Annotated in this window: 25 protein-coding genes; 19 read left to right on the top strand and 6 right to left on the bottom strand. The window is 51.8% G+C overall.

The window, feature by feature from the left end:
• Window positions 1–293: 293 nt before the first annotated feature.
• Window positions 294–1,145 (top strand): aldo/keto reductase, encoded by an 852-nt coding sequence (locus tag OGV93_RS17620; RefSeq protein WP_204565790.1) that lies wholly within the window; start codon window positions 294–296, stop codon window positions 1,143–1,145.
• 26 nt (window positions 1,146–1,171) lie between these two features.
• Window positions 1,172–2,161 (top strand): aldo/keto reductase, encoded by a 990-nt coding sequence (locus tag OGV93_RS17615; protein ID WP_287109886.1) that lies wholly within the window; start codon window positions 1,172–1,174, stop codon window positions 2,159–2,161.
• Window positions 2,162–2,185: 24 nt separating this feature from the next.
• Here the strand turns inward: OGV93_RS17615 and OGV93_RS17610 are convergent, their stop codons facing one another.
• Window positions 2,186–3,079, bottom strand: a complete 894-nt coding sequence (locus tag OGV93_RS17610) for a LysR family transcriptional regulator (RefSeq protein ID WP_016156764.1) — start codon at window positions 3,077–3,079, stop codon at window positions 2,186–2,188.
• A 148-nt stretch (window positions 3,080–3,227) separates the two neighbouring features.
• On the opposite strand from OGV93_RS17610, the gene OGV93_RS17605 reads away from it, so the two are divergent.
• Entirely contained in the window at window positions 3,228–4,019 is a 792-nt protein-coding gene (locus OGV93_RS17605; RefSeq protein WP_047358276.1) for an SDR family oxidoreductase, read from the top strand.
• A gap of 142 nt (window positions 4,020–4,161) precedes the next feature.
• Here OGV93_RS17605 and OGV93_RS17600 read toward each other — a convergent pair whose 3' ends face one another.
• The 5 genes from OGV93_RS17600 to ycgZ form a co-directional block, all read right to left on the bottom strand.
• The gene (locus OGV93_RS17600; RefSeq protein WP_016156766.1) at window positions 4,162–4,713 is read right to left on the bottom strand and encodes a LuxR C-terminal-related transcriptional regulator; all 552 of its coding nucleotides are present in this window, start codon (window positions 4,711–4,713) and stop codon (window positions 4,162–4,164) included.
• Window positions 4,713–4,958: a hypothetical protein gene (locus tag OGV93_RS17595; RefSeq protein WP_016156767.1), complete on the bottom strand. Its 246-nt coding sequence runs from the start codon at window positions 4,956–4,958 to the stop codon at window positions 4,713–4,715. Before OGV93_RS17595 ends, OGV93_RS17600 begins: the two co-directional genes overlap by 1 nt.
• Window positions 4,959–5,086: 128 nt before the next feature.
• Window positions 5,087–5,353, bottom strand: coding sequence for a biofilm development regulator YmgB/AriR family protein (locus tag OGV93_RS17590; protein ID WP_016153343.1), 267 nt, complete (start codon window positions 5,351–5,353; stop codon window positions 5,087–5,089).
• 34 nt (window positions 5,354–5,387) lie between these two features.
• Window positions 5,388–5,660: a hypothetical protein gene (locus OGV93_RS17585; protein WP_047358278.1), complete on the bottom strand. Its 273-nt coding sequence runs from the start codon at window positions 5,658–5,660 to the stop codon at window positions 5,388–5,390.
• Window positions 5,661–5,702: 42 nt separating this feature from the next.
• A complete protein-coding gene (gene ycgZ / locus OGV93_RS17580; RefSeq protein ID WP_016153345.1) occupies window positions 5,703–5,939 on the bottom strand; it encodes a regulatory protein YcgZ in 237 nt (78 codons plus the stop codon).
• A 318-nt stretch (window positions 5,940–6,257) separates the two neighbouring features.
• Between ycgZ and OGV93_RS17575 the strand changes: the two genes are divergently transcribed.
• The 16 genes from OGV93_RS17575 (at window position 6,258) to modD (ending at window position 24,945) form a co-directional block, all read left to right on the top strand.
• Window positions 6,258–7,469: a diguanylate phosphodiesterase gene (locus tag OGV93_RS17575; RefSeq protein WP_016156768.1), complete on the top strand. Its 1,212-nt coding sequence runs from the start codon at window positions 6,258–6,260 to the stop codon at window positions 7,467–7,469.
• A gap of 221 nt (window positions 7,470–7,690) precedes the next feature.
• A complete protein-coding gene (locus tag OGV93_RS17570) occupies window positions 7,691–8,422 on the top strand; it encodes a MerR family transcriptional regulator (RefSeq protein ID WP_032931597.1) in 732 nt (243 codons plus the stop codon).
• A gap of 320 nt (window positions 8,423–8,742) precedes the next feature.
• A complete protein-coding gene (locus tag OGV93_RS17565; protein ID WP_016153348.1) occupies window positions 8,743–9,273 on the top strand; it encodes a Csu type fimbrial protein in 531 nt (176 codons plus the stop codon).
• 14 nt (window positions 9,274–9,287) lie between these two features.
• Window positions 9,288–10,010, top strand: a complete 723-nt coding sequence (locus tag OGV93_RS17560) for a fimbrial biogenesis chaperone (RefSeq protein ID WP_016153349.1) — start codon at window positions 9,288–9,290, stop codon at window positions 10,008–10,010.
• A 55-nt stretch (window positions 10,011–10,065) separates the two neighbouring features.
• The gene (locus tag OGV93_RS17555) at window positions 10,066–12,351 is read left to right on the top strand and encodes a fimbria/pilus outer membrane usher protein (protein WP_287109884.1); all 2,286 of its coding nucleotides are present in this window, start codon (window positions 10,066–10,068) and stop codon (window positions 12,349–12,351) included.
• A 13-nt stretch (window positions 12,352–12,364) separates the two neighbouring features.
• Window positions 12,365–13,333, top strand: coding sequence for a Csu type fimbrial protein (locus OGV93_RS17550; protein WP_137367344.1), 969 nt, complete (start codon window positions 12,365–12,367; stop codon window positions 13,331–13,333).
• A 321-nt stretch (window positions 13,334–13,654) separates the two neighbouring features.
• Entirely contained in the window at window positions 13,655–14,929 is a 1,275-nt protein-coding gene (locus tag OGV93_RS17545) for a Glu/Leu/Phe/Val family dehydrogenase (RefSeq protein WP_287109882.1), read from the top strand.
• Window positions 14,930–15,254: 325 nt separating this feature from the next.
• On the top strand, window positions 15,255–16,325 hold the full coding sequence (gene dhaK / locus OGV93_RS17540) for a dihydroxyacetone kinase subunit DhaK (protein WP_049282654.1): 1,071 nt from the start codon (window positions 15,255–15,257) through the stop codon (window positions 16,323–16,325).
• 11 nt (window positions 16,326–16,336) lie between these two features.
• Window positions 16,337–16,969, top strand: a complete 633-nt coding sequence (gene dhaL / locus OGV93_RS17535; protein WP_016153354.1) for a dihydroxyacetone kinase subunit DhaL — start codon at window positions 16,337–16,339, stop codon at window positions 16,967–16,969.
• A gap of 10 nt (window positions 16,970–16,979) precedes the next feature.
• Window positions 16,980–18,410, top strand: coding sequence for a dihydroxyacetone kinase phosphoryl donor subunit DhaM (gene dhaM / locus OGV93_RS17530; RefSeq protein ID WP_287109880.1), 1,431 nt, complete (start codon window positions 16,980–16,982; stop codon window positions 18,408–18,410).
• Window positions 18,411–18,581: 171 nt separating this feature from the next.
• Entirely contained in the window at window positions 18,582–20,294 is a 1,713-nt protein-coding gene (locus OGV93_RS17525; RefSeq protein WP_200012595.1) for an alpha,alpha-trehalase, read from the top strand.
• 208 nt (window positions 20,295–20,502) lie between these two features.
• A complete protein-coding gene (locus OGV93_RS17520; RefSeq protein WP_200012593.1) occupies window positions 20,503–21,525 on the top strand; it encodes an ABC transporter substrate-binding protein in 1,023 nt (340 codons plus the stop codon).
• 26 nt (window positions 21,526–21,551) lie between these two features.
• Window positions 21,552–22,511, top strand: coding sequence for a FecCD family ABC transporter permease (locus OGV93_RS17515; protein ID WP_284104072.1), 960 nt, complete (start codon window positions 21,552–21,554; stop codon window positions 22,509–22,511).
• Window positions 22,508–23,269: an ABC transporter ATP-binding protein gene (locus OGV93_RS17510; protein ID WP_046275011.1), complete on the top strand. Its 762-nt coding sequence runs from the start codon at window positions 22,508–22,510 to the stop codon at window positions 23,267–23,269. Before OGV93_RS17515 ends, OGV93_RS17510 begins: the two co-directional genes overlap by 4 nt.
• 9 nt (window positions 23,270–23,278) lie before the next feature.
• Window positions 23,279–24,091 (top strand): class I SAM-dependent methyltransferase, encoded by an 813-nt coding sequence (locus OGV93_RS17505; RefSeq protein ID WP_094761114.1) that lies wholly within the window; start codon window positions 23,279–23,281, stop codon window positions 24,089–24,091.
• Entirely contained in the window at window positions 24,088–24,945 is an 858-nt protein-coding gene (modD, locus tag OGV93_RS17500) for a ModD protein (protein WP_047416626.1), read from the top strand. Before OGV93_RS17505 ends, modD begins: the two co-directional genes overlap by 4 nt.
• The last annotated feature ends 16 nt before the right edge of the window (window positions 24,946–24,961 follow it).

The raw sequence follows: 24,961 nt of genomic DNA, 5'->3' as shown, positions 1-24,961 counted from the left end.
TCGCGCTCTCACTTCCATTGGCGTTAGCGCCGCAAAAAATTCAATCCCCGCGAGTTTGCTGATTTACGAGGTATTATAGGGTCTGAGGTGCGACGGGCAGCTGCATGGACTGTCTCCCGACGGATAAATGCCTTTCCTTAGTGTTTAAAACGTTCATTTCTTACACAAAGCCGCCCATCAGCCCTCCTCAAAATTAATGAACACATCTAATAAACCCTAGCTAATTACCCCATCTAATCGAATAAATAACTTTGCGTTATGCTTTTCCTCGACAACAGCCAAAGGATAACGTCATGCAAACTGTAAAACTGAACAACGGTATTGAAATGCCCCTGCTGGGCTTTGGTGTGTTTCAAATGTCTGATGCCGCTGAATGCGAAAGAGCCGTTATTGATGCCATCGATACGGGATACCGCCTGATCGATACCGCCGCGTCTTACCAGAATGAAACCCAGGTCGGGAACGCTCTGAAACAAAGTGGTATCGCCCGTAACGAACTCTTTGTTACGACCAAGTTGTGGCTGCAGGATACTCATTACGAAGGCGCTAAAGCCCAGTTCGAACGCTCCCTGAATCGTCTGCAACTTGATTATGTTGACCTGTATCTGATTCACCAGCCTTACGGTGATGTCCATGGGGCATGGCGTGCCATGGAAGAATTACAACAGGCAGGAAAAATTCGCGCCATTGGCGTCAGCAACTTCCATCCTGACAGACTGGCCGACCTTATCGCCTTCAACAACGTTGCCCCTGCGGTAAACCAGATTGAAGTTAACCCCTTCAACCAGCAGCTGCATGCCGTTCCCTGGAATCAAAGCCGTGGCATTCAGCCGGAAGCCTGGGCTCCGTTTGCTGAAGGGAAAAATGGTCTGTTCCAGCATCCCGTGTTAACGGCAATTGGTCAGAAGTACGGCAAAAGCGTGGGCCAGGTTGTTCTGCGTTGGATCTTCCAGCGAGGCATCATTTCACTGGCGAAATCGGTGCGCAAAGAACGCATGGCAGAGAACATTAACATTTTCGATTTTGAACTCAGTTCTGAAGATATGCTGCAGATTGCTGCCCTCGACACTGCAACCAGCGCCTTCTTCTCTCACCGCGATCCGGCGATGGTGGAATGGCTGACCGGCCGCAAACTTGATGTTTAAGTCGCGATAAAAGAGGTATTCATTCAATGCAAAAACGTTATCTGGGTAAATCCCGACTCGAAGTATCCGCGCTTGGGCTCGGCTGCATGGGCTTAAGCCATGGCTACGGTCCGGCGACCGATACCCGTCAGGCTATCGAGCTCATTCGCGCTGCGGTTGAACGTGGCGTCACCTTCTTCGATACCGCTGAAGTGTATGGCCCCTTTCTTAATGAAGAGGTTGTAGGCGAAGCCTTAAAACCGTTTCGTGACCGTGTGGTTATTGCCACCAAGTTTGGTTTTACCTTCGGTGCGGACAACAAGCAGCAGATTTTAAACAGCCGTCCGGAGCATATCCGTGAAGCTGTGGAAGGATCATTACGCCGCCTTAAGACTGATGTCATTGATCTGCTGTATCAACACCGTGTCGACCCGGATGTCCCCATTGAAGATGTCGCGGGAACTGTGAAAGACCTGATAGCGGAAGGCAAAGTCAAACATTTCGGTCTGTCCGAAGCGGGCGCACAAACCATTCGTCGTGCACATACCGTACAACCGGTCACTGCGCTGCAAAGCGAATACTCTCTGTGGTGGCGCGAACCTGAGCAGGAAATCCTGCCGTTACTGGAGGAACTGGGTATTGGTTTCGTTCCCTTCAGCCCATTAGGCAAAGGCTTCCTGACGGGATCGATTAAGCCAGGAACCACTTTTGGCAAGGATGATTACAGAAGCCAAGTGCCGCGTTTCGCCGAACAGGCAATTGAAGCCAATGAAAAGCTGGTCTCCTTGCTGGGTGAACTGGCGGCAGAGAAAGGCGTGACGTCTGCGCAAATCGCGCTGGCATGGCTGCTGGCACAAAAGCCGTGGATTGTTCCTATCCCTGGTACCACCAAACTACACCGGCTGGAGGAAAACCTGGGGGCTGCCGACATCATTCTTTCACAGAAGGATACGCAGCAGATAACCCAGGCGCTGGAAACGATTAACATCGTCGGTGAACGTTACTCTCCTGAGCACCTGGCCCGCGTAGGCCGTTAATACCCGAACGGGTCCACGGACCCGTTATTGGGCGTAGCGAAGTGCATCAATCATCAGCGCAAATGCGGGCGGGTGCTGCTTACGGCTCGGGTAGTAGAGATAATAGCCGGGAAAAGATGGACACCAGTCCTGCAGAACCTGAATAAGCTCTCCTGACTTTATATAATCCTGCACCCTGTCTTCAGGCATACAGGCAATGCCAAAACCGGATAAAGCAGCATCAATCCTTTCTGCCTGCTGATTAAACGTTACCTGCCCTTCCACTCTGACCCGTAACGGTTTCCCTTCCTTCTCAAACTCCCAGTGATAAAGCCCACCGGCAGTCGGCAGGCGCATATTGATGCACCGATGATTTTGTAGCTCGTGCGGCGTTTCAGGTGCAGGGTTTGCCGCGAAGTAAGACGGTGCTCCCACCACGGCCATGCGCATGTCCGGGCCAATTCTTACAGCAACCATATCCTTATCCACGCTTTCGCCCAGGCGGATCCCGGCATCAAAACGGCCCTCAACAATATCGACAAAGCCGTTATCAACCACCAGTTCGAGATTAATTTCCGGATATTCCCTGAGGAAAGGTTTTAACTTTGGCCATACCAAACTTCGCGCGGCATGCTCCCCAGCAGATAAGCGGATATTGCCGGAGGCAGTGCCGTTCAGTTGAACCAGCGATTCCAGCTCCTGTTCAAGATCGGCAATACGCGGTTCAAGGCAGGCAATAATTCTCTCACCGGCTTCCGTAGGGGCAACGCTTCGGGTCGTACGGGTCAGAAGGCGGATATTGAGCCTTTCCTCCAGCGCCTTCATCGCATGGCTGAGTGCAGACTGAGATACACCCAGTTTGCCCGCTGCTTTGGTAAAACTTCGCTCCCTTGCCACCACCAGAAAGATTTGCAGTTCGTTGAAGTTTTCTTTGAGCATCGGCGATTTCCTTATGGTGGCATTCCCTTCATCGCGCACTCATGAAGGGTGTTCATAGACACAATCATTTTAGCCCTATTACTGACAATAATGATAATTGATATTCTGGCTGTAGAGAAAATAAGTCTGAATTATCAGAAGGTTTATCATGAAAATACTCATTGCAGGCGCGACCGGAAGTATTGGTCTTCATGTCGTGAATACCGCTATCGAAATGGGTCATCAGCCCGTGGCGCTGGTCAGAAATAAACGGAAAGTAAAATTACTTCCGCGTGGAACGGATGTTTTTTACGGCGATGTTTCAATGCCTGAAACACTTACCGATTTGCCGAAAGATATTGATGCCATCATCTTCACTCTCGGTTCCGATGGCCAGGGGCGTATTGGCGCCAGAGCGATAGATTACGGCGGTGTGCGTAACATTTTACGACTCTTCAGGGATACACCTGTACGCATCGGTTTAATGACCACGATTGGCGTGACTGAACGACTCAGTACCTGGAATCAACGCACTGAGGTTCATGACTGGAAAAGACGTGCCGAACGTCTGGTCAGAGCGAGTGGTCACCCCTATACCATCGTCAGACCCGGCTGGTTTGATTACAACAATGATGATGAACACAGAATTGTTTTGCTCCAGGGGGATCGTCGCCATGCAGGAACACCAGAAGATGGTGTGATATCAAGGCAGCAAATCGCCCAGGTTCTGGTCAGTGCCCTGACCAACGAGGCAGCAAAAAATAAAACGTTTGAGCTGGTGGCCGAACGAGGCGAAGCACCGCAGGATCTTACTCCACTGTTTGCAGACCTGCAGGCTGATGATCCACAAAAAAATGATGGCGTTTTAGATATAGACAATATGCCTCTGTATGAAGAACCTGAGTGCATTATTAACGAGCTGAACCGCACGGGGTTGCTGAAATCTATAAATAAATCATAAGCATCTCGACAAGGCTGTATCATCGCCCTCTTATAATGCGCGTTAATTTATGTTCACAACAGAAGACATCATCGATAAGATAACCCGAGCGATTGATTTAAACTTACACAAATCGCTGAAGGTAAGTTTAGCGTATCGATGATCAGGCATGCTTCAGCCAGTTCCGGAATATTTGCGCTTGCAGTATTCCCTGAAAATCAATCAGCCCTGAGCAACCAAGTTTCTTGATCAGATTCTGCCTGGCCTGGTAAATGGTTTTTAAGTGTAGATTTAACATGGCAGATATCTCAAAAACAGTTCGCCCCTCCCCTAGCTGCGTTAAAATATATTTATCTCGCGCAGTCAAGGAGATATTGAGTTCCGATTGATGCTCGTGCTTTCCACCAGCACGAGTAATATCAATAATAAATTGCTTGATTGAGGCAACATCGCTATCTACTGGCAGTCTGTAAAGTGAGATGTCATTGAGATACTGATACAGATGGCCATCAATCAGCAGCACCAGACGATATGTATTCAGATCGTAATTTTGCTTTTTTACCGCGTCAAAGTGATTAGCGGTGAAGAAAACAAGTCGCGCCTTGTCATCTTCAAAAACGATATCTGCAAGGATATTCTTTAACCCTTGCCTGATATAGATATCATCAATCCATAAAACTGCGTTTCCAGCATGTTCCTGCACGATGTTCATCATTATGACCTCAACGAAAAATCACCATTGACCTCACCGGGCTGCGAAGTTTTATCGAGTTGAAGATGTGCCAGTATCTGTGAATAGAGATCGGTCAGTATCACATTCTTCTCATTCTTCAACTGCGTGCTGAATGCCTGAATAAGAACATCATTACTGATACAACCCTGTTTTAACATGACATTACGCTCTATATCCTTATACAAAGCGCAGCGGAAAATAAAATCTTCCGGAATTGAATTAGCCATATCAAATCCATAATATGCAGTCATAAAAACAAGAGGATGCTATGTATAGTCTTAATCCAAAAAGCGAAGCGACAGAACTTACATCATACAATAATTGTGCTGTGTATTTATATTAATGTGCTATCTCATTAGACGTCATCAGCCGTATAACGTAACACTATTTCCAGGGTTTTTCTGATAATGTCTGCCTTGACAACGTCAGTTGTTGACTCCAGAGAACTAATCAGGCTTAAAATGATGTTTTTATTATTAACATTATCACCTGCCAGAATTACATTTGTTACCGCCTGCCCCAATACCACTGACTCATCTGCTAATAGTTCACCTGCATTATGGAAGTAACTTGATAAAGCTTTATCCGTCATTACACTGTGGACATTAATTTCATGAAGCATGGTAACCTCGCTTGTATAGTCTGGAGAATTATCTTTAATGTAATTTAGGGTTTTTGCTGGCACTGAAAGCACTCTCATCTCTCGTTTGTTCCGGTTTTCTGCTTATCTTCCCCGGATTAACATTTGTGAAATCATTGATAACGCTGTCAATTAATTGTTTACGTGTACCATCCATTTCACTGGCATGCATAAGCCGCAATTGCTTAATCAGTGCAGCTAACGAAACGTCTTTATGCATTCGCAAAATTTCTAGCACAGCCAAACCTGTAATTTCATGTTTCAAGCGTTCACTGTCAGGTTTCTTCATAACTCCTTCACTACTTACCCATTATCATAGTAGGGCTTTATTTTATTCGAAAAGCAGGCCGATTAACGCATTGTAATGTTTCTGTTCATTCTCACCTGATGCATTTTCAAGACGGTGCAGAAGTTTGGTACACAGTGATTTGCGACTGAGATTGCGCCCATCTTTTAGTATCTCAGTCACGATTTCGCCCAACGTTTCCTGTTGGGTTGGCAGATGCGCTTTAGCAAAGTAACGAGAAATCGCGCTTGCAGAATCAGTGCGAACGGTATGCTGCTGCATGGAGTGCTCCTGTAACAAAATGCTGGTGAATATTAAGTTTTATAACAGTAGCAAAGCTGTACCGAAAATGTGTACAACATAGCACGCTAATTTTTAGCAAAAAATGCTAAACCAATTAAATCATGTGGTTACGATGATTAAGATCTCCATGAAATTCAATTTCTTTGTACAAATCACTTTGTGTTATCAATGAAATTGATCTGTATTAGCCCGATTACTTGTAAAGACAAAGTTAGAATTATGTATTAAAATCAGGGCGTAACCTGGTTTGTCTGATACTGACCAGACCTCTTCTCCTTCCTTGATCCCGGACTGTCCATGCTCACGACCATTATTTACCGTAGCCATCTACGTGAAGACGCCCCTCTCAAAGCGCTTGAGGATATGGTGACAGCCGCAAATATCAAAAACAGGCGATCAGATGTTACGGGGATCTTACTCTTTAACGGCCATCACTTTTTCCAACTGCTTGAAGGCCCAGAGGAGCAGGTAAAAGAGATCTATCGTTGTATTTGTAACGACCCCCGGCACCACAATATCGTTGAACTGATGTGTGATTACGCGCCTGCGAGAAGATTCGGAAATGTAGGGATGGAGTTATTTGATTTACAAAAACATGAACGGAATGACGTCCTGCAAGCTGTACTCAATAAGGGTACGTCCAAATTTCAGCTCACGTATGATGACAGAGCATTACAGTTTTTCCGCACATTTGTCCTCGCCACGGAAAAATCGAGCTATTTTGAAATACCTGCGCCTGATTACTGGAGTTTTATAACCGACAATACCTGTACCATCCTGGATGAAAGCACACTCCCGTCAGATACAGATTTCAGCTTTGCTTTTCAACCAATTATCGATCCTATGTCACAGCGCGTCATTGCGCTGGAAGCCCTTATTCGCGGTAAAGACGGTGAAACGCCCGCAACGTATTTTGACAAATTCAAACCTGAAGATGTGTATACCGCTGATCTGCAGAGCAAAAAGACTGCATTTGCAATGGCAAGCGCACTGGGACTTAATCACAAAATGCTGTCGGTTAATCTGTTACCCATGACCCTGGTAAACAGACCCGATGCAGTCAGCTTTCTTATAAACGAAATCGCGGCGCATGGACTGGTGCCTGAACAAATCATTGTTGAGTTTACCGAAAGTGAAGTTATTTCGCGTTTTGATACGTTCGCGCAGGCCGTGAAGTCACTCAAGGCAGCGGGAATATGTGTGGCGATAGATCATTTCGGGGCAGGTTTTGCCGGGCTTCAGCTTTTGTCTCGCTTTCAACCGGACCGAATTAAGATAAGCCGCGAACTCATCACTGATGTGCATAAAAGTGGACCACGGCAGGCCATCATTCAGGCCATAATCAAATGCTGCGCTTCACTGGAGATTATGATTTCTGCGGTCGGCGTCGAAAAACCTGAAGAGTGGATGTGGCTTGAATCCGCGGGTATTGAGATCTTCCAGGGTAACCTGTTTGCAAGAGCCTGCCTGAATGGTACTCCGTCTGTCGCGTGGCCAGAGAAAAAATGATTTCTCAGCGTTATAATAATTAACGTATTGTTATTACACAATAATCCCGCCACCTCTTTTATGCTGAACATAAAAATTCAGCATTTACTCCCTACGTGATAGTAAAGTAAATCTTAATTTTGCTAGAATCCTATGTATGTTTTGTACAATTTGATGCATGTTGTACAAAGTAGCAGGAACCGCATATCGGTGACGGAGAATCATGAGTGTCTGGGGGAATTATGGCTTATTACAGCATTGGGGATGTCGCAGAACGTTGCGGGATAAATCCTGTCACCCTTCGGGCATGGCAACGACGTTACGGTTTACTCAAACCTCAACGCAGCGAAGGTGGCCACCGACTCTTTGATGAAGAGGATATTCAACGTATTGAAGAAATAAAACGTTGGATTAGCAGTGGCACACCCGTTGGCAAAGTTAAAGCATTGCTGGAAACCAGTACTCGTGAAACTGACGACGACTGGAATCAATTGCAAGAAGAGATGATGGGCATTCTTCGTATGGCGTATCCCCCGAAGCTGCGAGCCAAAATTATCGCACTCGGTCGCGCCTACCCCGTAGATGCGTTGATTGATCGCGTTTATCTTCCTGTGCGTCAGCGGTTGATACTTGACCATAATACATCCCGCATCATGAACAGTATGCTTGATGGCGCATTGATTGAATATGTAGCCACCCTGCTGTCTGAAACGCGGCGCAAATCAGGGAAAGATGCCATCCTGATGGCCTGGGATGTTGAAGACCGAACCCGTTTATGGCTCGAAGCCTGGCGTTTATCGCAATCGGGCTGGCATATTGCCGTGCTTGCTGAACCCATTGAATCGCCAAGACCTGAACTCTTCCCCGGGCAAACGCTTTTTGTCTGGACTGGTATTACGCCAACCCGCAGACAAAATGAACTTCTACAACACTGGAACGAACAAGGTTATAAAGTCATTTTTCACAGCCCGTAACCAACATGTATCGCAGTAATGAGCTGAGTAAGATAAATCTTACTAATTCTCATTTTTTGGGTGGTTATTTTGAATGCCATCCAATGAATCTGTGTTCCCTACCTGCCTGACTTAATGCCCGCAGTAGCATAAAAACAAAACAATATACTCACCCGTGGGTATTATTTTTTTGCATACGACATCACCTTTTTCCTAAGTAAAATTCATTAGATCAACTGGCGCACGCCTAATACTTATTCTAGGGTTAAACCATGTCTTCTTGTACCACATTATTGTTTTTCTAAAGTAATAAATGTGGTTATTTGAAAAAGGTAAAGGATATGGCTCTAGTCTTAGACAAACGCTTAATTCTTTGTTGCTGCGCCTTTTCCATTATTCCCGTGGCAAATGCAGCAACCGTTAACGGAACATTTCAGGTACTGATGACGATTCAAAAGGCCTGTACCGTGACTGCCGGTTCGGCTTCAAATATCACGCTTGGGCCGGTGAATACCACGGCAACAAATACCAATGCAAGCAACACGATTTCGATTAATTGCTCAAAAACCACGCCCTATTTTATCGGTCTGGCACCGTCGGCCGCCAATGGGGGGACGACGACAGGCTCAGGCGCCATGTCCTCCGTGGCTAACGCAGCCACCAATACCGATAAAGTGCCCTACCAGCTAAATCGAACATCAGCAACAGGTCCGGTGTGGGGGAACACCGCCACCGACACCGCGCCTGGAAACGGCGTAGCGGCGACGGGGACCGGGCTGGTGCAAACGTTTACGGTTTATGCCACCGCACCGAGCGCCAACTTCACTCCTGACGACTATGCCGACACGGTAACGGTTAACGTTAACTACTAACTTCAGGAAGCCACATGAGAGTAAAACTGCCTGTTCAGCAGTGTGCCTGCGCATGCCTGTTAGGGATGGTTGCGAGCCTCAACCCTGCTGCCGCCAGCGGGCTGCAAATCGCCCCGGTCACATTAACTTTGCTCGCGACGCAAAATGCCGATGGTATCTGGCTTAGTAATGCGGGTGAAAATGTGCTCAATGCCCAGGTTCGGGTTTTTCGCTGGAGCCAGAGCGCTTACGGCGACAAACTTTCCCCCTCTCAGGGGCTGGTCATTAGCCCGCCGATGCTGGCATTAGCCCCCGGAGAACGCCAGTTGATTCGCGTTATTCGGACCGGCCCACCTTCGGCACATGCTGAAGACGCTTATCGGTTATCGATAGATGAGTTACCGCCTGCAAAAGTAGAAAAAAATAAGCTTCAGTTTGTGCTGCATTATTCCGTCCCCGTTTTCATTCAACCAACATCAGCGGCGCAAACGCAGGCAAAATTGCAATGGAAATTACAACAGCTTGATGGCAAAAAATTTATTGAAGTGAGTAACCAGGGAAATGGGCATGCACAATTATCTGCTGCAACATTTATAAGCCCTGACGGTGCTAAAAAAGTTATTACGCCCGGACTGTTAGGCTACGTTTTACCCGGCTCAACGATGCGCTGGATAGTCTCTCCGTCGGCCAGTAATACTCATGATGGCGGGAAAGTTGAAGTCACAATCAATGGCCAAAAAACAGTACAAGATCTGTAACAGATCCTGGCTTCTGGTGAAATATTGCTTTCTCAATGGAGTATTAATATCGGGAATGGTTTGCGCACAAACGCTGAATAATAACCAGAACGAAGATGGTGTTATTAATGGCGCAGCGCAGCTCGTGGGGGTCAATTTGTATCTCGACGTCACCTTAAATGGGAATCCCGTTGGGCTGGTGCATTTGGGTTACGATAATGGAAAGCTCTATGCTGGGGCAGATACCCTGCGAAAAATGGGCTTTCGCTTTGCGCCTGACGCCACTCACGCCGTCTGCCTGAACGATATCCCCGAGCTAACGATTGACTATAACGTTCAGTTGCAAACGCTTTCGCTTACTGCGCCACTCAGTTCACTCGATCTTGCGACCACGCAGCTTAACTCCCCCGTAGAGACCGCGCCGACGGCGACAACATCACGCGGAGCGCTGCTCAATTACGATATCTATACCCAACGGGGGGATGAAAGCGCAATAAATACCTTCAGCGAACTCCGCGCTTTCAATGCTGCAGGCGTGCTCAGCACCACCCAGTTGACGCAGTATTCCACCGAGGAAAATGCGGATAACAGCGTTGAGCGACTCGATACCAGCTGGCGTATGTCATTTCCCGAAACGATGCTGGCGGTAACCGTTGGCGATACCCTGACCAGTTCACTTATCTGGTCCCGGCCGACGCGTATCAGCGGCATTCAGATAGGAACCGATTTTGGTTTGCGGCCCTATATGCCAACCACCCCGCTCCCTGCATATCTTGGCTCCGCGACGTTGCCGTCAAACGTTGAGCTGTACGTCGACGGCGTCAGGTACTACAACGGAGAAGTCCCCGCGGGTAGCTTTCAGATCAACACAATGCCGAACATCAGTGGCGCGGGAACGGGTCAGGTGATGATGACGGATGCGCTGGGCAGAACGAGCGTACAAAATTTTTCGTTCTACAACGATCAGCAACTGCTGCGGGAAGGATTAACTGCCTGGTCTGCAGAACTGGGTACGGTACGCGAAAACTATGGTTACTCCTCTTTTGATTATGCCAGCGCACCGGTACTGAGCGGTACATGGCGTCGTGGGTTTAGCAATACGTTCACCGCCGGGACTCACGCTGAAACCAGCGATGGACTGATTAACGCGGGCTTCAGTGACGACTGGATCCCAGGCACCCGCAGCGGCACGTTTTCGACCTCAATTGCCGCAAGTACCGACGCAGGAAAGAACGGTTTTCTGTACAGTTTCGGTTATCGTTGGTCCGGTGAACGGTTTAATTTCAGTACCAGTACGACGGCCACTTCCGGCGATTATCGTGATGTCGCCACCCATTATGGCGAGCCGCCACCGACGCTTAACAGCAATACGGTCATTGGCTATTCGCTGGAAGCTGCCGGTAATGTCAGCCTGAGTTACCTGCAGTTTCGTTATCCGCACGAAAATGCGGTGCGCTACGCCAACGCCAGCTGGTTCAAATCGATTACCGACAACATTTCACTGAATGCCGGATTCAACCAAAACATCGACGATAACCGCGATCGCAGTCTCTATTTGATGGTGACAATAACCACTGATAATAATCTCAGTGCCAGCAGCACCCTACAACGCACCAATGATGAGACCGGCTACCAGCTCAACGCCAGCCTGACGCCTCCTGCCGACGGCGGTTGGGGCTGGAATCTGGCCGCAAGTCAGCAGGCTTCCCGGCAAAGCGGTCAGGGAGAAGTGGGATATCTGGGTCGTTATGGTAAAGCGTACGCGGGATTCAGCCGTTTACCGGATAACCATTACGGCTACGCAGGTGCCACCGGATCGCTTGTTACCATGGGAGGCGGCCTGTTTGCAGCACGAGAAATCAACAATGGCTTTGCCGTCGTATCAACTGACGGCGTTCCTGACGTCCCGATTAAATTACAAAATAACCTGATTGGTCGCAGCGACGACCAGGGGCTATTGCTGGTCACACCGCTGAACAGTTATCAAAAAAACCTGATCAGTATTGACCCAATGGATCTCCCCGCCAATATGCGGATCGCACGCGTTGAGACGAATGCAACGCCTGCCAATCGTTCCGGTACATTGGTTAGCTTTGGCATTACCCCTATACGCGCTGCGCAGGTCATCCTCGTCGACAATCAGGGTAAACCCATTACCGAAGGCAGCATGGCATACGCCATCAGCGGAGCAGGACAATCGTCTGTCGTTGGTTTTGATGGGATGACCTGGTTCGACACGCTGGAACAGCACAACGCGCTGCGCGTTGAGACAGACACCGGCAGTTGTCGCGTGCAATTTGACTATCCCGCTTCCGCAAAGGGGATTGTGCAAATAGGTCCACTGGTTTGCCGGCCACACTAACAGGAGTGCGCTCATGAGGTTAAGGCATCTGTTACTCATCGCAGCCGTACTCTTTTGTCCGGCGATTAGCCATGCCGTAACCTGTTCGGTGAGCAATGTACAACCCATAAATTTGGGCTCAGTCAATCCGCTGTCTGCGACAGGCGCAACGTCATCAATGACGTTCAACTACACCTGCACCAAAGAGCTTGGCGACGTGCTGGCAGGGATCAACCTCTGTTTTAATATTGGCGCCTCAGCCGTCAGTGGCCAGGTGACACCCCGAAATATGTCATTAAACGGAACACCTGCCAGAACGCTGGCATACCAGCTTTACCAGGATGCCGGACACACCAAAGTCTGGGGGAGTCAGTATCAGTCGGGAACAACTTTTCCAATGGTACAGCTTAACCTGCTGAATCTGACGCCAGTGACGGGCTCACTCACGGTATCAGCGCAGATTGTCACGCCACAAACCTCAGCGGTCCCCGGAAGCTATCAGGATAGCTATACGGCGGCGACAGCCCTTGTCACCCTCAATCCTGGATTGCTTTTCCCGCCGACCACCTGTGGCGATACCGTTGCCGCCAGGCTTCCCTTCACCGTATCGGCGACGGTCAGCAAACAGTGCAATATCACCTCTGCAACCAATATTAGCTTTGCGCCCGCCAGGGCAACCGAGCGTAACCTAACGGCTTCAAATACCGTGGGCGTAGCATGTTCCAATAACACGCCTTACACCATCGGACTTCAGCCCTCTAACGGCAATACGGCAGGCAGCGGCGTGATGGCCGGCACGGGGTCAAATACGGACAAGGTCCCCTACCAGCTTAGCTCGACGCCGGGGCCGTCCGGAACGGTTTGGGGCAATTCATCGCTCAATACTGTCGCGGGCAACGGTACGGGAACCACCACCACCTACCCGGTTTACGCCACCGTTCCCAGCGCGAACTACACGCCTGACAACTATGCTGATACCGTTACCATCGCCGTGACCTACTGACCCCAGCTTAATCGCAATAAAGCAAATACATTTTATTATCATATTATTTACTTTTAGAGGTGCGTCATAAATCTGACAAATTGCGATTTTTATAAATCATGCATATTAAATTACCCAGCCAGCAAAATAACCGAAATATCAGCACAATCAAAGAATAACTATTCATTTCTCAGCTAAAGCCCACACGCTTCATGCCGATAAACCGTGTTAGCCGGACAGGCCATTCTATGAAATAAATGTTAAATTTAGGTTCATATGGTGTGATTCACTGTATACCACGGCCAAATTAAGAACATATTACTTTTATAACTAAGGTTTATCATGGATAAGTTATCTTACGCTTCAGATAGCAGCACATCTGCCTGGAATACCTACCTGCAACAAATCGAGCGTGTGGCCCCTTACCTGGGCGAACTTTCCCATTGGGTGGATACCCTGCGCCACCCAAAACGCGCGCTTATTGTCGATATCCCGGTGCAGATGGATGACGGTACTATCCGTCATTTTGAAGGGTATCGCGTGCAACATAATCTCTCCCGCGGGCCGGGCAAAGGCGGTGTGCGTTATCATCCTGATGTTGATCTTAATGAAGTGATGGCCCTGTCCGCATGGATGACCATCAAATGCGCAGCGTTGAACCTGCCGTACGGCGGTGCGAAAGGTGGTGTGCGCGTCGATCCGTTCTCGCTTTCCGAAGGTGAACTGGAGCGTTTAACCCGCCGTTATACCAGCGAAATCGGCATTATCATCGGGCCGCAGAAAGACATTCCTGCGCCGGATGTGGGGACTAACGGAAAAGTAATGGCCTGGATGATGGATACCTACTCCATGAACCACGGCACCACCGTGACCAGCGTGGTCACCGGTAAACCTATTCACCTCGGCGGCTCGTTAGGCCGTGATAAAGCCACCGGTCGTGGTGTTTTCGTCAGCGGTCTGGAAGTGGCGCGTCGTGCCAACATCGACGTTGAAGGCGCTCGCGTAGCGGTGCAAGGTTTTGGTAACGTCGGCAGCGAAGCCGCCCGCCTGTTCGCGGCAGCAGGAGCACGCGTGGTCGCGATTCAGGATCACACCGCAACGCTGTTTAACTCAACGGGTATCGACATGGCCGCGTTGTCTGCCTGGCAACTGGAGCACAAACAGATTGCCGGTTTCCCGGGCGCTGAAACCATTGCCAGCGAAGCCTTCTGGAGCCTGGAGATGGATATTCTGATCCCGGCCGCGCTCGAAGGCCAGATCACCCGTCACCGCGCGGAAACGCTGACCTGTAAACTGGTACTCGAAGGCGCTAACGGCCCAACCTATCCGGACGCCGACGACGTTCTGGCAAACCGCGGTATCGTGGTTGTCCCAGACGTTGTTTGTAACGCCGGCGGCGTAACCGTCAGCTACTTCGAATGGGTTCAGGACATGGCTAGCTTCTTCTGGAGCGAAGAAGAGATTAACAATCGCATGGACAAAATCATGACCGATGCGATGGTACACGTGTGGGAAAAAGCGGCAGAGAAATCCTGCTCACTGCGTACGGCAGCCTACATTGTTGCCTGCGAACGCATTCTACTGGCACGTAAAGATCGCGGAATTTATCCGGGCTAACGCCGAAATCGACCATGCCTACAAACCACCTGCTCTGCAGGTGGTTTGTTTTCCATAAACATCCGTGAATCAGCTTCCCGGCCAAATACGGCCCAACCTCTCATTTTCGCTGTTTTATGCACCATGACGTTCCAATACGGAACATTATTATGTTGCTACGTTTCGTATTGAAACGCCCATTGCAGCAATTTTCTTTTGCCAACCCGTGTGCAAAATTACCTTATCGGCAGCGAGCAGTCGCCGTGGCGTTGTATAACCCGATACCCTACATCAGATGCCTGCCCGAATCTGGCAGCCATCCAGGACTGTCTGCGGAGCATAAATAATGAAAAAATTGATTAACCGTGTTGAAGACGTACTGACTGAACAACTCGCCGGACTGGCGAAAGCGTATCCTTCCCTGGCACTGCATCAGGATCCGGTATATGTCACCCGCGCAGATGCGCCGGTAATGGGCAAAGTGGCGCTGCTTTCCGGCGGCGGCAGCGGACACGAGCCTATGCACTGCGGCTATATTGGTCAGGGCATGCTCTCTGGTGCCTGCCCGGGTGAAATTTTTACCTCACCCACGCCGGATAAAATGTTCGAATGCGCCATGCAAATTGATGGCGGCGAAGGCGTACTGCTGATCATCAAAAATTACACCGGCGATATTCTTAATTTCGAAACCGCCACCGAGCTGTTGCATGAAAGCGGCGTCAAAGTCACCACCATGGTAGTGGATGACGACGTGGCGGTGAAAGACAGTCTGTATACCGCCGGTCGTCGTGGTGTGGCGAATACCGTATTGATCGAAAAACTGGTCGGCGCGGCCGCCGAACGCGGTGACTCACTGGAAGTCTGTGCGGCGCTGGGTCGTAAACTGAATAACCAGGGCCACTCCATTGGGATAGCCATTGGCGCCTGTACCGTTCCGGCCGCCGGACAACCGTCGTTCACGTTGCAGGATAACGAAATGGAGTTTGGCGTGGGTATCCACGGGGAACCCGGCATTGACCGCCGCACCTTCACTTCCCTCGATCAGACCGTTGATGAAATGTTCGATACCCTGCTGGAAAACGGCAACTACAGCCGTACGCTCCGCCACTGGGACAACGTTCAGGGCGCGTGGCAGGAAGGCAAAGAATGCAAACGCGCGTTGCAAAGCGGCGATCGCGTCATTGCGCTGGTCAATAATCTCGGAGCGACGCCGCTGTCAGAACTCTTCGGCGTGTATAACCGCCTCGAAAGCCGTTGCCAGGACGCCGGCATCGTCATTGAGCGCAACCTGATCGGTTCTTACTGTACCTCTCTGGATATGACCGGCTTCTCAATCACCCTGTTACAGGTGGATGACGACACGCTGAGCTTATGGGATGCACCGGTTCACACCCCTGCTCTCAACTGGGGTAAATAAGGAGATACATGATGTCCCTCAACAGAACACAAATTGTTAACTGGCTCTATCGCTGCGGTGAGATCTTCACCACCGAAAGTGATTTTCTCACCGGTCTTGATCGGGAAATTGGTGATGCCGACCACGGTCTGAACATGCACCGTGGCTTTAGCAAAGTCGTCGAAAAGCTGCCGTCCATCGCCGATAAAGACATTGGTTTTATTTTGAAAAACACCGGCATGGTGCTGCTCTCAAGCGTCGGGGGGGCCAGCGGTCCACTGTTTGGTACCTTTTTTATCCGCGCCGCCCAGGTGACCCAGGCTCATCAAAGCCTGACGCTTGAGGAGTTGTATCAAATGATTCGTGATGGCGCAGAAGGTGTGATTAGCCGCGGTAAAGCTGAACCTGGCGACAAAACCATGTGCGATGTCTGGCTGCCGGTAGTGGAATCTTTACGTCAATCCTGCGAGCAAAAGCTGAGCGTACAGGCGGCGCTGGAAGCGGCAAGCCAACAAGCGGAAGCAGCAGCGCAAAGCACCATCACCATGCAGGCCCGCAAAGGCCGCGCCAGCTATCTCGGTGAGCGCAGCATTGGGCATCAGGATCCCGGCGCAACTTCCGTAATGTTTATGATGCAAATGCTGGCTCAGGCGTCCAGAGAGTAAGGATAAAGCGATGGTAAACCTGGTTATTGTTTCTCACAGCGCCCAGTTGGGCGAAGGCGTCGGCGCGCTAGCCCGGCAGATGTTAATGGGTGATGGTTGCAAAATCGCTATTGCCGCAGGCATTGACGATCCTGAGAATCCGATTGGCACCGATCCTATCAAGGTGATGGAAGCCATTGAGTCCGTGGCCGATACGGATCACGTGCTGGTGATGATGGATATCGGTAGTGCGCTACTGAGTGCGGAAACCGCGCTGGAACTGCTCGATCCGGCCATTGCCGCCAAAGTACGTTTGTGCGCCGCGCCGCTGGTCGAAGGCACGCTCGCCGCAACGGTTAGCGCTGCTGCAGGTGCTGACATTGAGCGGGTCATCTGTGATGCCATGAACGCCCTCGACGCCAAATGTGAGCAACTGGGTTTACCTTCGCCATCTGCAGCAAAGCCGACATCCGCCGAATTCGCGCCCGATGCAGATGCTCATTCAGTGGCCATTGTGGTGAAAAATCCAAACGGCATTCATGTGCGTCCGGCTTCACGGCTGGTTTCCGCGCTGTCTGGCTTTAACGCCGATTTGTGGCTGGAGAAAAATGGCAAGTGCGTCGTCCCTGATAGCCTGAATCAGATTGCCCTGCTGCAGGTACGCTGTAACGACACGCTGCGCCTGATTGCCAAGGGCGAACAGGCAGAGGATGCACTGGCCGCATTCAAACAGCTGGCGGCTGAGAATTTTGGTGAATCGCTCGAGCCCGCGCATGCTGATACCGTGGTGACGAAGGTTCCCTCACAGGTCACGGGGACGGCATTCTGTTACACACCGTTCTCACCACAGGTAAGCCAGCAGCCTGTAGCCTCACTCCAGATTGAGCAGCAACGGTTACGGGTCGCTATCCAAAGCACGCTGAACGACTTAAGCGAGCTAACCGCGCTTGCAGAAGAGAGATATTCCGCAGATATCGCCGCTATTTTCTCCGGTCACCACACGCTGTTGGACGATCCGGATCTGTTCGATATGGCCTGCGATCTAATGCGTGAAACGCAGTGCAGCGCGGCCTGGGCCTGGCATCACGTGCTGAGCGATCTCAGCCAGCAGTATTTACAGCTCGACGATCCTTACCTGCAGGCGCGATACATCGATATTGAAGATTTGTTGTCTCGTTCACTGCAGTATTTGACGGGAGAGACTGCACAAATTCCCGCATTCATCCGCCCCACTATTTTGGTCGCGGAGGTCATCTATCCATCTACGGTGCTGCAACTCGATCCGAAGACCATCAAAGGCATCTGCCTGCGGGACGGGAGCGAAGCGTCCCACCCGGCGATTATCGCCCGTGCAATGGGGTTATGTTGGTTATGTCAGCAAGGCGAGGCCATCGAGAGTATCACGATGGGTGATACCCTGACCCTTGACAGCGTGGCCCAGCGGATAACCCGCGCGGGCTGATGTCGGTTGCACGCCCTTTCCCGACAAAGGGTGTGCATCTTTTCGATTCGCGTCGGGAAATGTCTGTTTATTCGCAAAATGGGGCGTCGATCACGCGCAACGGTCGATCCTGAACTAAGGTTTTCTCATGGTAAATGCCGCTGCTTCGGCACACCCTAAGGAGATTAACCGATGATAACGCCTGCAACTCGCCATCCAGGCCTGCTCTCTGTTGCAATAAAACTGACGCTCGCAAGCACCTTTTTTGCCCTTTCCTCTTTTGCCGTCAACGCCGAGGACGCACCAACCGCTACGCCTCAGCCGCCTGATATTTTGCTTGGCCCACTGTTTAACGATGTACAAACGGCCAAACTGTTTCCTGACCAGAAAACCTTTGCTGACGCCGTCCCTAACAGCGATCCATTAATGATCCTTGCCGATTACCGGATGCAGAAAAATCAGTCCGGATTCGACTTACGTCATTTTGTGGAAGTGAATTTCACCTTGCCGAAAGCTGGCGAGAAATACGTCCCTCCAGCCGGGCAATCGCTGCGCGAGCATATTGACGGACTGTGGCCGGTACTCACCCGTTCGACAACCGACGCTGAAAAATGGGACTCTCTGCTGCCGCTCCCGGAGCCGTATGTCGTGCCTGGCGGGCGTTTTCGCGAAATATATTATTGGGACAGCTATTTCACCATGCTGGGGCTTGCCGAGAGCAATCACTGGGATAAGGTCTCTGACATGGTGGCAAACTTTGCTTACGAGATTGATTCCTGGGGACACATTCCTAACGGCAACCGCACCTACTATCTGAGCCGTTCTCAACCGCCATTCTTTGCTTTTATGGTGGAACTGCTGGCGCAGCATGACGGGGATGACGCGCTGAAAAAATACCTCCCGCAGATGCTCAAAGAATACACCTACTGGATGGAAGGCGTCGAAACGCTCCAGTCCGGCCAGCAGAATAAGCGCGTGGTTAAGCTGGATGACGGCACCATTTTGAATCGCTACTGGGATGACCGCGATACGCCGCGGCCAGAGTCCTGGGTGGAGGATATCGCCACAGCGAAAAGCAATCCGAACCGACCGGCCACAGAAATCTACCGCGACCTGCGTTCTGCCGCCGCGTCGGGTTGGGACTTTAGTTCCCGCTGGATGGATAACCCCAATCAACTAGGCACCCTGCGCACCACCAGCATCGTTCCGGTCGATCTCAATGCGTTGATGTACAAAATGGAAAAGATGATCGCCCTCGCCAGCAAGGCCGCCGGGGATAATGCCAAAGCTGCACAATATGAAGGCTTCGCTAATGCCCGACAAAAAGGGATCGAAAAGCACCTGTGGAACGACAAAGAAGGCTGGTATGCCGATTACGATCTGAAGAGCCACAAAGTACGTAACCAACTCACGGCCGCCGCCTTGTTCCCGTTGTATGTCAATGCAGCAGCAAAAGATCGCGCCAGTAAAGTGGCCGCGGCAACCCAGGCGCATTTGCTGCAACCCGGCGGCCTGGCCACCACGTCAGTGAAAAGCGGCCAGCAGTGGGATGCTCCCAACGGCTGGGCCCCGCTCCAGTGGGTCGCCGCATCGGGATTACAGAATTACGGTCAGGATAACGTCGCCATGGACGTGACCTGGCGATTCCTCACCAACGTGCAGCACACCTACGATCGTGAGAAAAAGCTGGTTGAAAAGTATGACGTGAGCAGCACAGGCACTGGCGGAGGCGGCGGCGAATATCCGTTGCAGGATGGTTTTGGCTGGACCAACGGCGTAACGCTTAAAATGCTCGACCTGATCTGTGCCAAAGAAAAGCCCTGTGACAGCGTGCCCGCATCGCGCCCGGCCCCGGCAAGTACCACGCCAGTCGAGCCTAAAAAACAGGCTCAGCCGACGTCTTAACGCCGTTACCTGAAGCGTTTTACTCCCCGAATCCGCGCTGCGTCGCGGATTTTTTCTGGCTTCTATTCCGCCATTCCTGTTGTCTCTACGCCATCTAGCCCTTATGGGGTATTCCGGGTTTTCATCCGTGAGAAATTGATTCTGAACATGTTTTTATTCGCTGTATATGTAAATATATAGCGATTTTATCACCTTCAGGATAACAATTATGCCACTGACAAGACGGATGTTTGCCCAGCTTGTGGCATCTGCATTGCTGCTACGCCATCTTCCCGCCTTGGCTCAAACACCGCTAACCGTTGCCGTGGGAGGCCACCCAGCGCCAGAGGCGACCCAACGCGTGGTCAGCGCAGGCGCACCCGCCGACATGCTGCTGCTGGCCGTCGCGCCGGAAAAACTGGTTGGTTTTTCATCCTTTGATTTTTCTCGTCAGACCGCCATCCCGTTTCACGAAGACATTCGGGCTTTACCGAAACTGGGCAAGCTGGCGGGGCGCGCCAGCACACTCTCGCTTGAAGCGCTACTGGCGCTTAAACCCGATCTGGTGATTGACTGCGGCAATGCCGATGAAACCTGGCTTTCTCAGGCCAGACAAGTGAATGCGCAAACGCAAATTCCCTGGCTGCTGATTAATGGCGAACTGCGGCTCAGCCCACAACAGCTACTCGCAGCAGGTGAAGCGCTGGGAGTCGCAACACGGGCCAGGACTCAGGCCAAACTGGCCCAGCGTTTTATTGATGAAGCCCTCGCGTTTTCACACTCTCCCGCAGCAAAGCTGCGTTTTTATGCCGCACGCGGCGCCCAAGGACTTGAAACAGGATTACAAAGTTCATTGCATACCGAAGCTGCAGAACTACTGGGATTACACAATGTGGCGCAAATTCCTGGGCGGCACGGGCTGGCGCAGGTTTCAATGGAAAACCTGTTGAGCTGGCAGCCCGATATTATTCTGGTACAGGATGCGATTACGGCACAGTACCTGCGAGAAGATCCCGTCTGGCAAGGAGTCAAAGCGGTTGCCGATCGGCGCATTCTGTTTCTCAGCGGCCTGCCGTTTGGCTGGCTGGACGCGCCTCCCGGCATCAATCGTTTGCTGGGGTTACGCCGTCTGCATGCCTGGCTTGATCTACAGGTTGAAGCGGGCTTTAAAACCGATATGCAGCGCTACAGTGAGCTGTTCTGGCACACCACGTTAAGCGACGCACAGTACCAACAACTGGTGAGCGTCTGATGAAAACGTCTACCCTCGGTTTTCTGATGATTACGACGGTGGTGCTTTGCGCGAGCATCGCCGCGGTGTCGGGTGCTTATCGCCTCGATGCACAACAGGTCGTGGATCTTATTGCAGGCAGGGATAGCGTCCCGATGCAGGACAAAATCGTCTTCTGGCAAATCCGACTGCCACGCATTCTGGCTGCATTGTTACTCGGCGCAGCGCTGGCTGGTGCAGGAACCACTTATCAGGGAATGTTCCGTAACCCACTGGTTTCGCCGGATATCCTCGGCGTGGCGGCCGGTGCCGGTTTGGGCGCCTGTACGGCAATCCTGCTGGGGCTACCAATCCTGTTTATTCAGCTGTATGCGTTCACTGGCGGTTTGTTAGTGGTCGCCGGTGTCTGGCTGATTACCCGGCGAGTCAAGCGTCACGATCCGGTGTTAACGCTGGTGCTGGTCGGGATTGCGCTGGGTACGGTCTGCGGAGCGGGAATTTCACTCATCAAAACGCTGGCCGACCCGTATACCCAACTCCCGTCGATCACCTTCTGGCTGCTCGGCGGTTTATCGACAATTACTCTGCACGATCTGTGGTTCTCAGCACCGCTGATCCTTGCTGGACTGGTCCCGTTATTGCTGCTGCGCTGGCGCATGAACCTGCTCACCCTGTCGGATGATGAAGCCCGATCGCTTGGGATCAACGTCTCCCGACTGCGGCTGGGACTGATCGTCTGCGCAACGTTAGTCACCGCCTGTACCGTCGCCATTGCCGGCATTATCGGCTGGATTGGACTGGTAGTGCCGCACATCGGCAGACTCCTCAGCGGGAATAACCACCAGCAGTTACTGCCGGTGTCCATGGGGATCGGCGCCATTTTACTCCTGCTCACCGACACCCTCGCCCGCACGCTGAGCCGCACGGAAATCCCGCTGGGGATCCTGACTGCATTTATTGGCGCACCATTCTTTTTGCTGCTTTTGCTGCGGGGAAACCGCCCATGACGCTATTACTCGTGCGCCACGCGTCGCTGGGATACCACAGTAAACAGCCCGTGTTACGCGATATCTCCTTTCAGGTTTCGCCCGGTTCTGTCTGTTGTCTGATTGGTGCTAACGGCAGCGGTAAAACCACCCTGATGCGCACCATTCTCGGCGTTCTTCCGCCGCTTCGCGGTGACATTCTGCTTGATGGCGTCGCGGTGAATCATCTCAGCGATCGGGAACGCGCCGCAGCCATCGCCTGGGTTCCTCAGGCGCACGACGGCGCGTTTGCCTTCACCGCGCTGGACATGGTGATGATGGGACTGGCCCCGCAACTGGCGGCATTTGCGGTTCCCGGCGCTAAAGAGCGTGAAATTGCGCATCAGCAACTGGCGATGCTGGAGATTTCTCACCTGGCACTTCGACGCTGGAACACCCTGAGCGGCGGCGAACGGCAACTGGTGTTGATCGCTCGCGCGCTGGCGCAACGTCCGCGTCTTTTATTGCTGGATGAACCCGCATCCAGCCTTGATTTTGGGCATCAAATCCGTCTGCTCGACACGCTGGTGACGCTGAAAAATTCCGGTATGGCCCTGCTGATGTCGACCCATCACCCGTTGCACGCCCGGGCAATCGCCGACAGCGTGGTACGGGTTGAACCAAACGGCGAGGTGTCGCAGGGTCTGCCTGAACATCAGCTCGCCGCCGACCGCCTGGCCGCGCTGTATCGCGTTACACCGTCACAAATTACCCACCATCTTTATGGTTCACTCAATTAAGGAATATTCATGCTCATTGACGACATTGATTTTGCCGATCTTTACCGTAAGCAATTACAGCTGGCGAACAGAACCGAGAAAAAGCCGGAGCACTGGGACAAACGTGCGGAAAAAATGGCGGAGAATTGCGCCTCATTAACCGACAGCTATCTGTTGCAACTGCTGGGGAAAATCGACCTGCAAGGTGCAGAGTCGCTGTTTGATATGGGTTGCGGCCCCGGTACAGTCTCGCTGGCGCTGGCTAAAAAAATGCCAATAATTTACGGCGTAGATTACAGCCAGGGAATGCTGAGCGTAGCTGCCCGCCGCGCCGCACAAATGAACGCCCGTCACGTACAATGGGTGCAACGAGCCTGGGAAGAGCACTGGGATGATTTACCCCAGTGCGATATCGCCGTCGCCTCGCGCTCCACGCTGGTTGCCGATATGCGCCAGGCAATGAGCAAGCTGAATAATCAGGCCCGGCTGCGGGTTTATACCACCCACCTTGTCAGTTCATCTTTCGTTTCTCCCACCATTCAGCGCGCACTGGGCCGCGAAGTGATTGAACTGCCCAACTATATCTATGCGCTTAATGTTCTGTATCAGATGGGGATCCACGCGCACGTTGATTTTATCCGCGGTCCCAACTGTCAGCAGGACAACAGCATCTGGACGCGTTTTCTGGAAAACGTGCGCTGGAGTATGGGTGAACTGAGCGCCGACGAGGTCGAACGTCTGGAAAACTGGTATCAACAGCAGGATCCACGCGCTATTGCCCCCGCCAGCCGTGACTGGGCGCTTATCTGGTGGGACAGCATCCCGCGGGAGGCGCTGCGATGATCTACTTTTCGCAGGCGCAAATTGACGCGCTGCTGCTGGAAGATATTCAGGGCGGCGATCTGACCACCCGCGCGCTGGGTATCGGCGCCCAACCAGGCGTCATCGAGTTTAGCCATCGCCAGGGCGGATGCGTTAGCGGTACCGCTGTTGCCAGACAAATGCTGACTTCATTGGGATTAACCGTCACCGATATTTTGTCCGATGGCGAACGGGCGAACGCCGGACAGCGACTGATTCGCGCACACGGACCAGCGGCGGCGCTGCACCAGGGCTGGAAAGCGGTACAAAATGTACTGGAGTGGAGCTGCGGCGTGTCGGGCTATCTCGTCGAGATGCTGAGCATGCTGCATCAACGCTATCCCGATGGGCAGATTGCCTGCACCCGCAAAGCCATTCCCGGTACGCGTTTACTGGCGACTCAGGCAATACTTGCCGCCGGGGGCATTATCCATCGGGGAGGATGCGCCGAAACGGTACTGCTGTTTGCTAATCACCGCCGTTTTCTTACCAACCCAAACGACTGGACAGGCGCGATTGCGCGCTTACGCAGCCATGCGCCAGAAAAAAAGATCGTGGTCGAAGCGGATACGCCAGATGAGGCATTGGCCGCCCTACGCGCCGCCCCTGATGTCCTACAACTCGACAAATTTACCCCCGAGCAGGCGGCAGAAATTGCCCGTCAGGCCCCTGCTCTGGCCCCCCATTGCACGCTGGCACTGACCGGCGGCATTACCCTCGCCTCGCTGGCGGGTTATCTCGACTGCGGTATCAGACTCTTTATCACTTCCGCGCCTTACTACGCTCCACCTGCGGATATCAAAGTGAGCCTGAGCCCGGACGCACGTGGCCTATAACATCAAAAAATGGACT

The sequence above is a fragment of the Citrobacter sp. Cb031 genome (assembly GCF_030336725.1).
Lineage (GTDB): Bacteria > Pseudomonadota > Gammaproteobacteria > Enterobacterales > Enterobacteriaceae > Citrobacter > Citrobacter braakii.
This window is presented reverse-complemented; position numbering and strand designations above follow the sequence as displayed.

Bases quoted from the DNA above. Each gene is read 5' to 3' on its own strand.
- OGV93_RS17620 (WP_204565790.1), top strand. From the start codon at position 294: ATGCAAACTGTAAAACTGAACAACGGTATTGAAATGCCCCTGCTGGGC.
- OGV93_RS17615 (WP_287109886.1), top strand. From the start codon at position 1,172: ATGCAAAAACGTTATCTGGGTAAATCCCGACTCGAAGTATCCGCGCTT.
- OGV93_RS17610 (WP_016156764.1), bottom strand. From the start codon at position 3,079: ATGCTCAAAGAAAACTTCAACGAACTGCAAATCTTTCTGGTGGTGGCA.
- OGV93_RS17605 (WP_047358276.1), top strand. From the start codon at position 3,228: ATGAAAATACTCATTGCAGGCGCGACCGGAAGTATTGGTCTTCATGTC.
- OGV93_RS17600 (WP_016156766.1), bottom strand. From the start codon at position 4,713: ATGATGAACATCGTGCAGGAACATGCTGGAAACGCAGTTTTATGGATT.
- OGV93_RS17595 (WP_016156767.1), bottom strand. From the start codon at position 4,958: ATGGCTAATTCAATTCCGGAAGATTTTATTTTCCGCTGCGCTTTGTAT.
- OGV93_RS17590 (WP_016153343.1), bottom strand. From the start codon at position 5,353: ATGCTTCATGAAATTAATGTCCACAGTGTAATGACGGATAAAGCTTTA.
- OGV93_RS17585 (WP_047358278.1), bottom strand. From the start codon at position 5,660: ATGAAGAAACCTGACAGTGAACGCTTGAAACATGAAATTACAGGTTTG.
- ycgZ (WP_016153345.1), bottom strand. From the start codon at position 5,939: ATGCAGCAGCATACCGTTCGCACTGATTCTGCAAGCGCGATTTCTCGT.
- OGV93_RS17575 (WP_016156768.1), top strand. From the start codon at position 6,258: ATGCTCACGACCATTATTTACCGTAGCCATCTACGTGAAGACGCCCCT.
- OGV93_RS17570 (WP_032931597.1), top strand. From the start codon at position 7,691: ATGGCTTATTACAGCATTGGGGATGTCGCAGAACGTTGCGGGATAAAT.
- OGV93_RS17565 (WP_016153348.1), top strand. From the start codon at position 8,743: ATGGCTCTAGTCTTAGACAAACGCTTAATTCTTTGTTGCTGCGCCTTT.
- OGV93_RS17560 (WP_016153349.1), top strand. From the start codon at position 9,288: ATGAGAGTAAAACTGCCTGTTCAGCAGTGTGCCTGCGCATGCCTGTTA.
- OGV93_RS17555 (WP_287109884.1), top strand. From the start codon at position 10,066: ATGGTTTGCGCACAAACGCTGAATAATAACCAGAACGAAGATGGTGTT.
- OGV93_RS17550 (WP_137367344.1), top strand. From the start codon at position 12,365: ATGAGGTTAAGGCATCTGTTACTCATCGCAGCCGTACTCTTTTGTCCG.
- OGV93_RS17545 (WP_287109882.1), top strand. From the start codon at position 13,655: ATGGATAAGTTATCTTACGCTTCAGATAGCAGCACATCTGCCTGGAAT.
- dhaK (WP_049282654.1), top strand. From the start codon at position 15,255: ATGAAAAAATTGATTAACCGTGTTGAAGACGTACTGACTGAACAACTC.
- dhaL (WP_016153354.1), top strand. From the start codon at position 16,337: ATGTCCCTCAACAGAACACAAATTGTTAACTGGCTCTATCGCTGCGGT.
- dhaM (WP_287109880.1), top strand. From the start codon at position 16,980: ATGGTAAACCTGGTTATTGTTTCTCACAGCGCCCAGTTGGGCGAAGGC.
- OGV93_RS17525 (WP_200012595.1), top strand. From the start codon at position 18,582: ATGATAACGCCTGCAACTCGCCATCCAGGCCTGCTCTCTGTTGCAATA.
- OGV93_RS17520 (WP_200012593.1), top strand. From the start codon at position 20,503: ATGCCACTGACAAGACGGATGTTTGCCCAGCTTGTGGCATCTGCATTG.
- OGV93_RS17515 (WP_284104072.1), top strand. From the start codon at position 21,552: ATGATTACGACGGTGGTGCTTTGCGCGAGCATCGCCGCGGTGTCGGGT.
- OGV93_RS17510 (WP_046275011.1), top strand. From the start codon at position 22,508: ATGACGCTATTACTCGTGCGCCACGCGTCGCTGGGATACCACAGTAAA.
- OGV93_RS17505 (WP_094761114.1), top strand. From the start codon at position 23,279: ATGCTCATTGACGACATTGATTTTGCCGATCTTTACCGTAAGCAATTA.
- modD (WP_047416626.1), top strand. From the start codon at position 24,088: ATGATCTACTTTTCGCAGGCGCAAATTGACGCGCTGCTGCTGGAAGAT.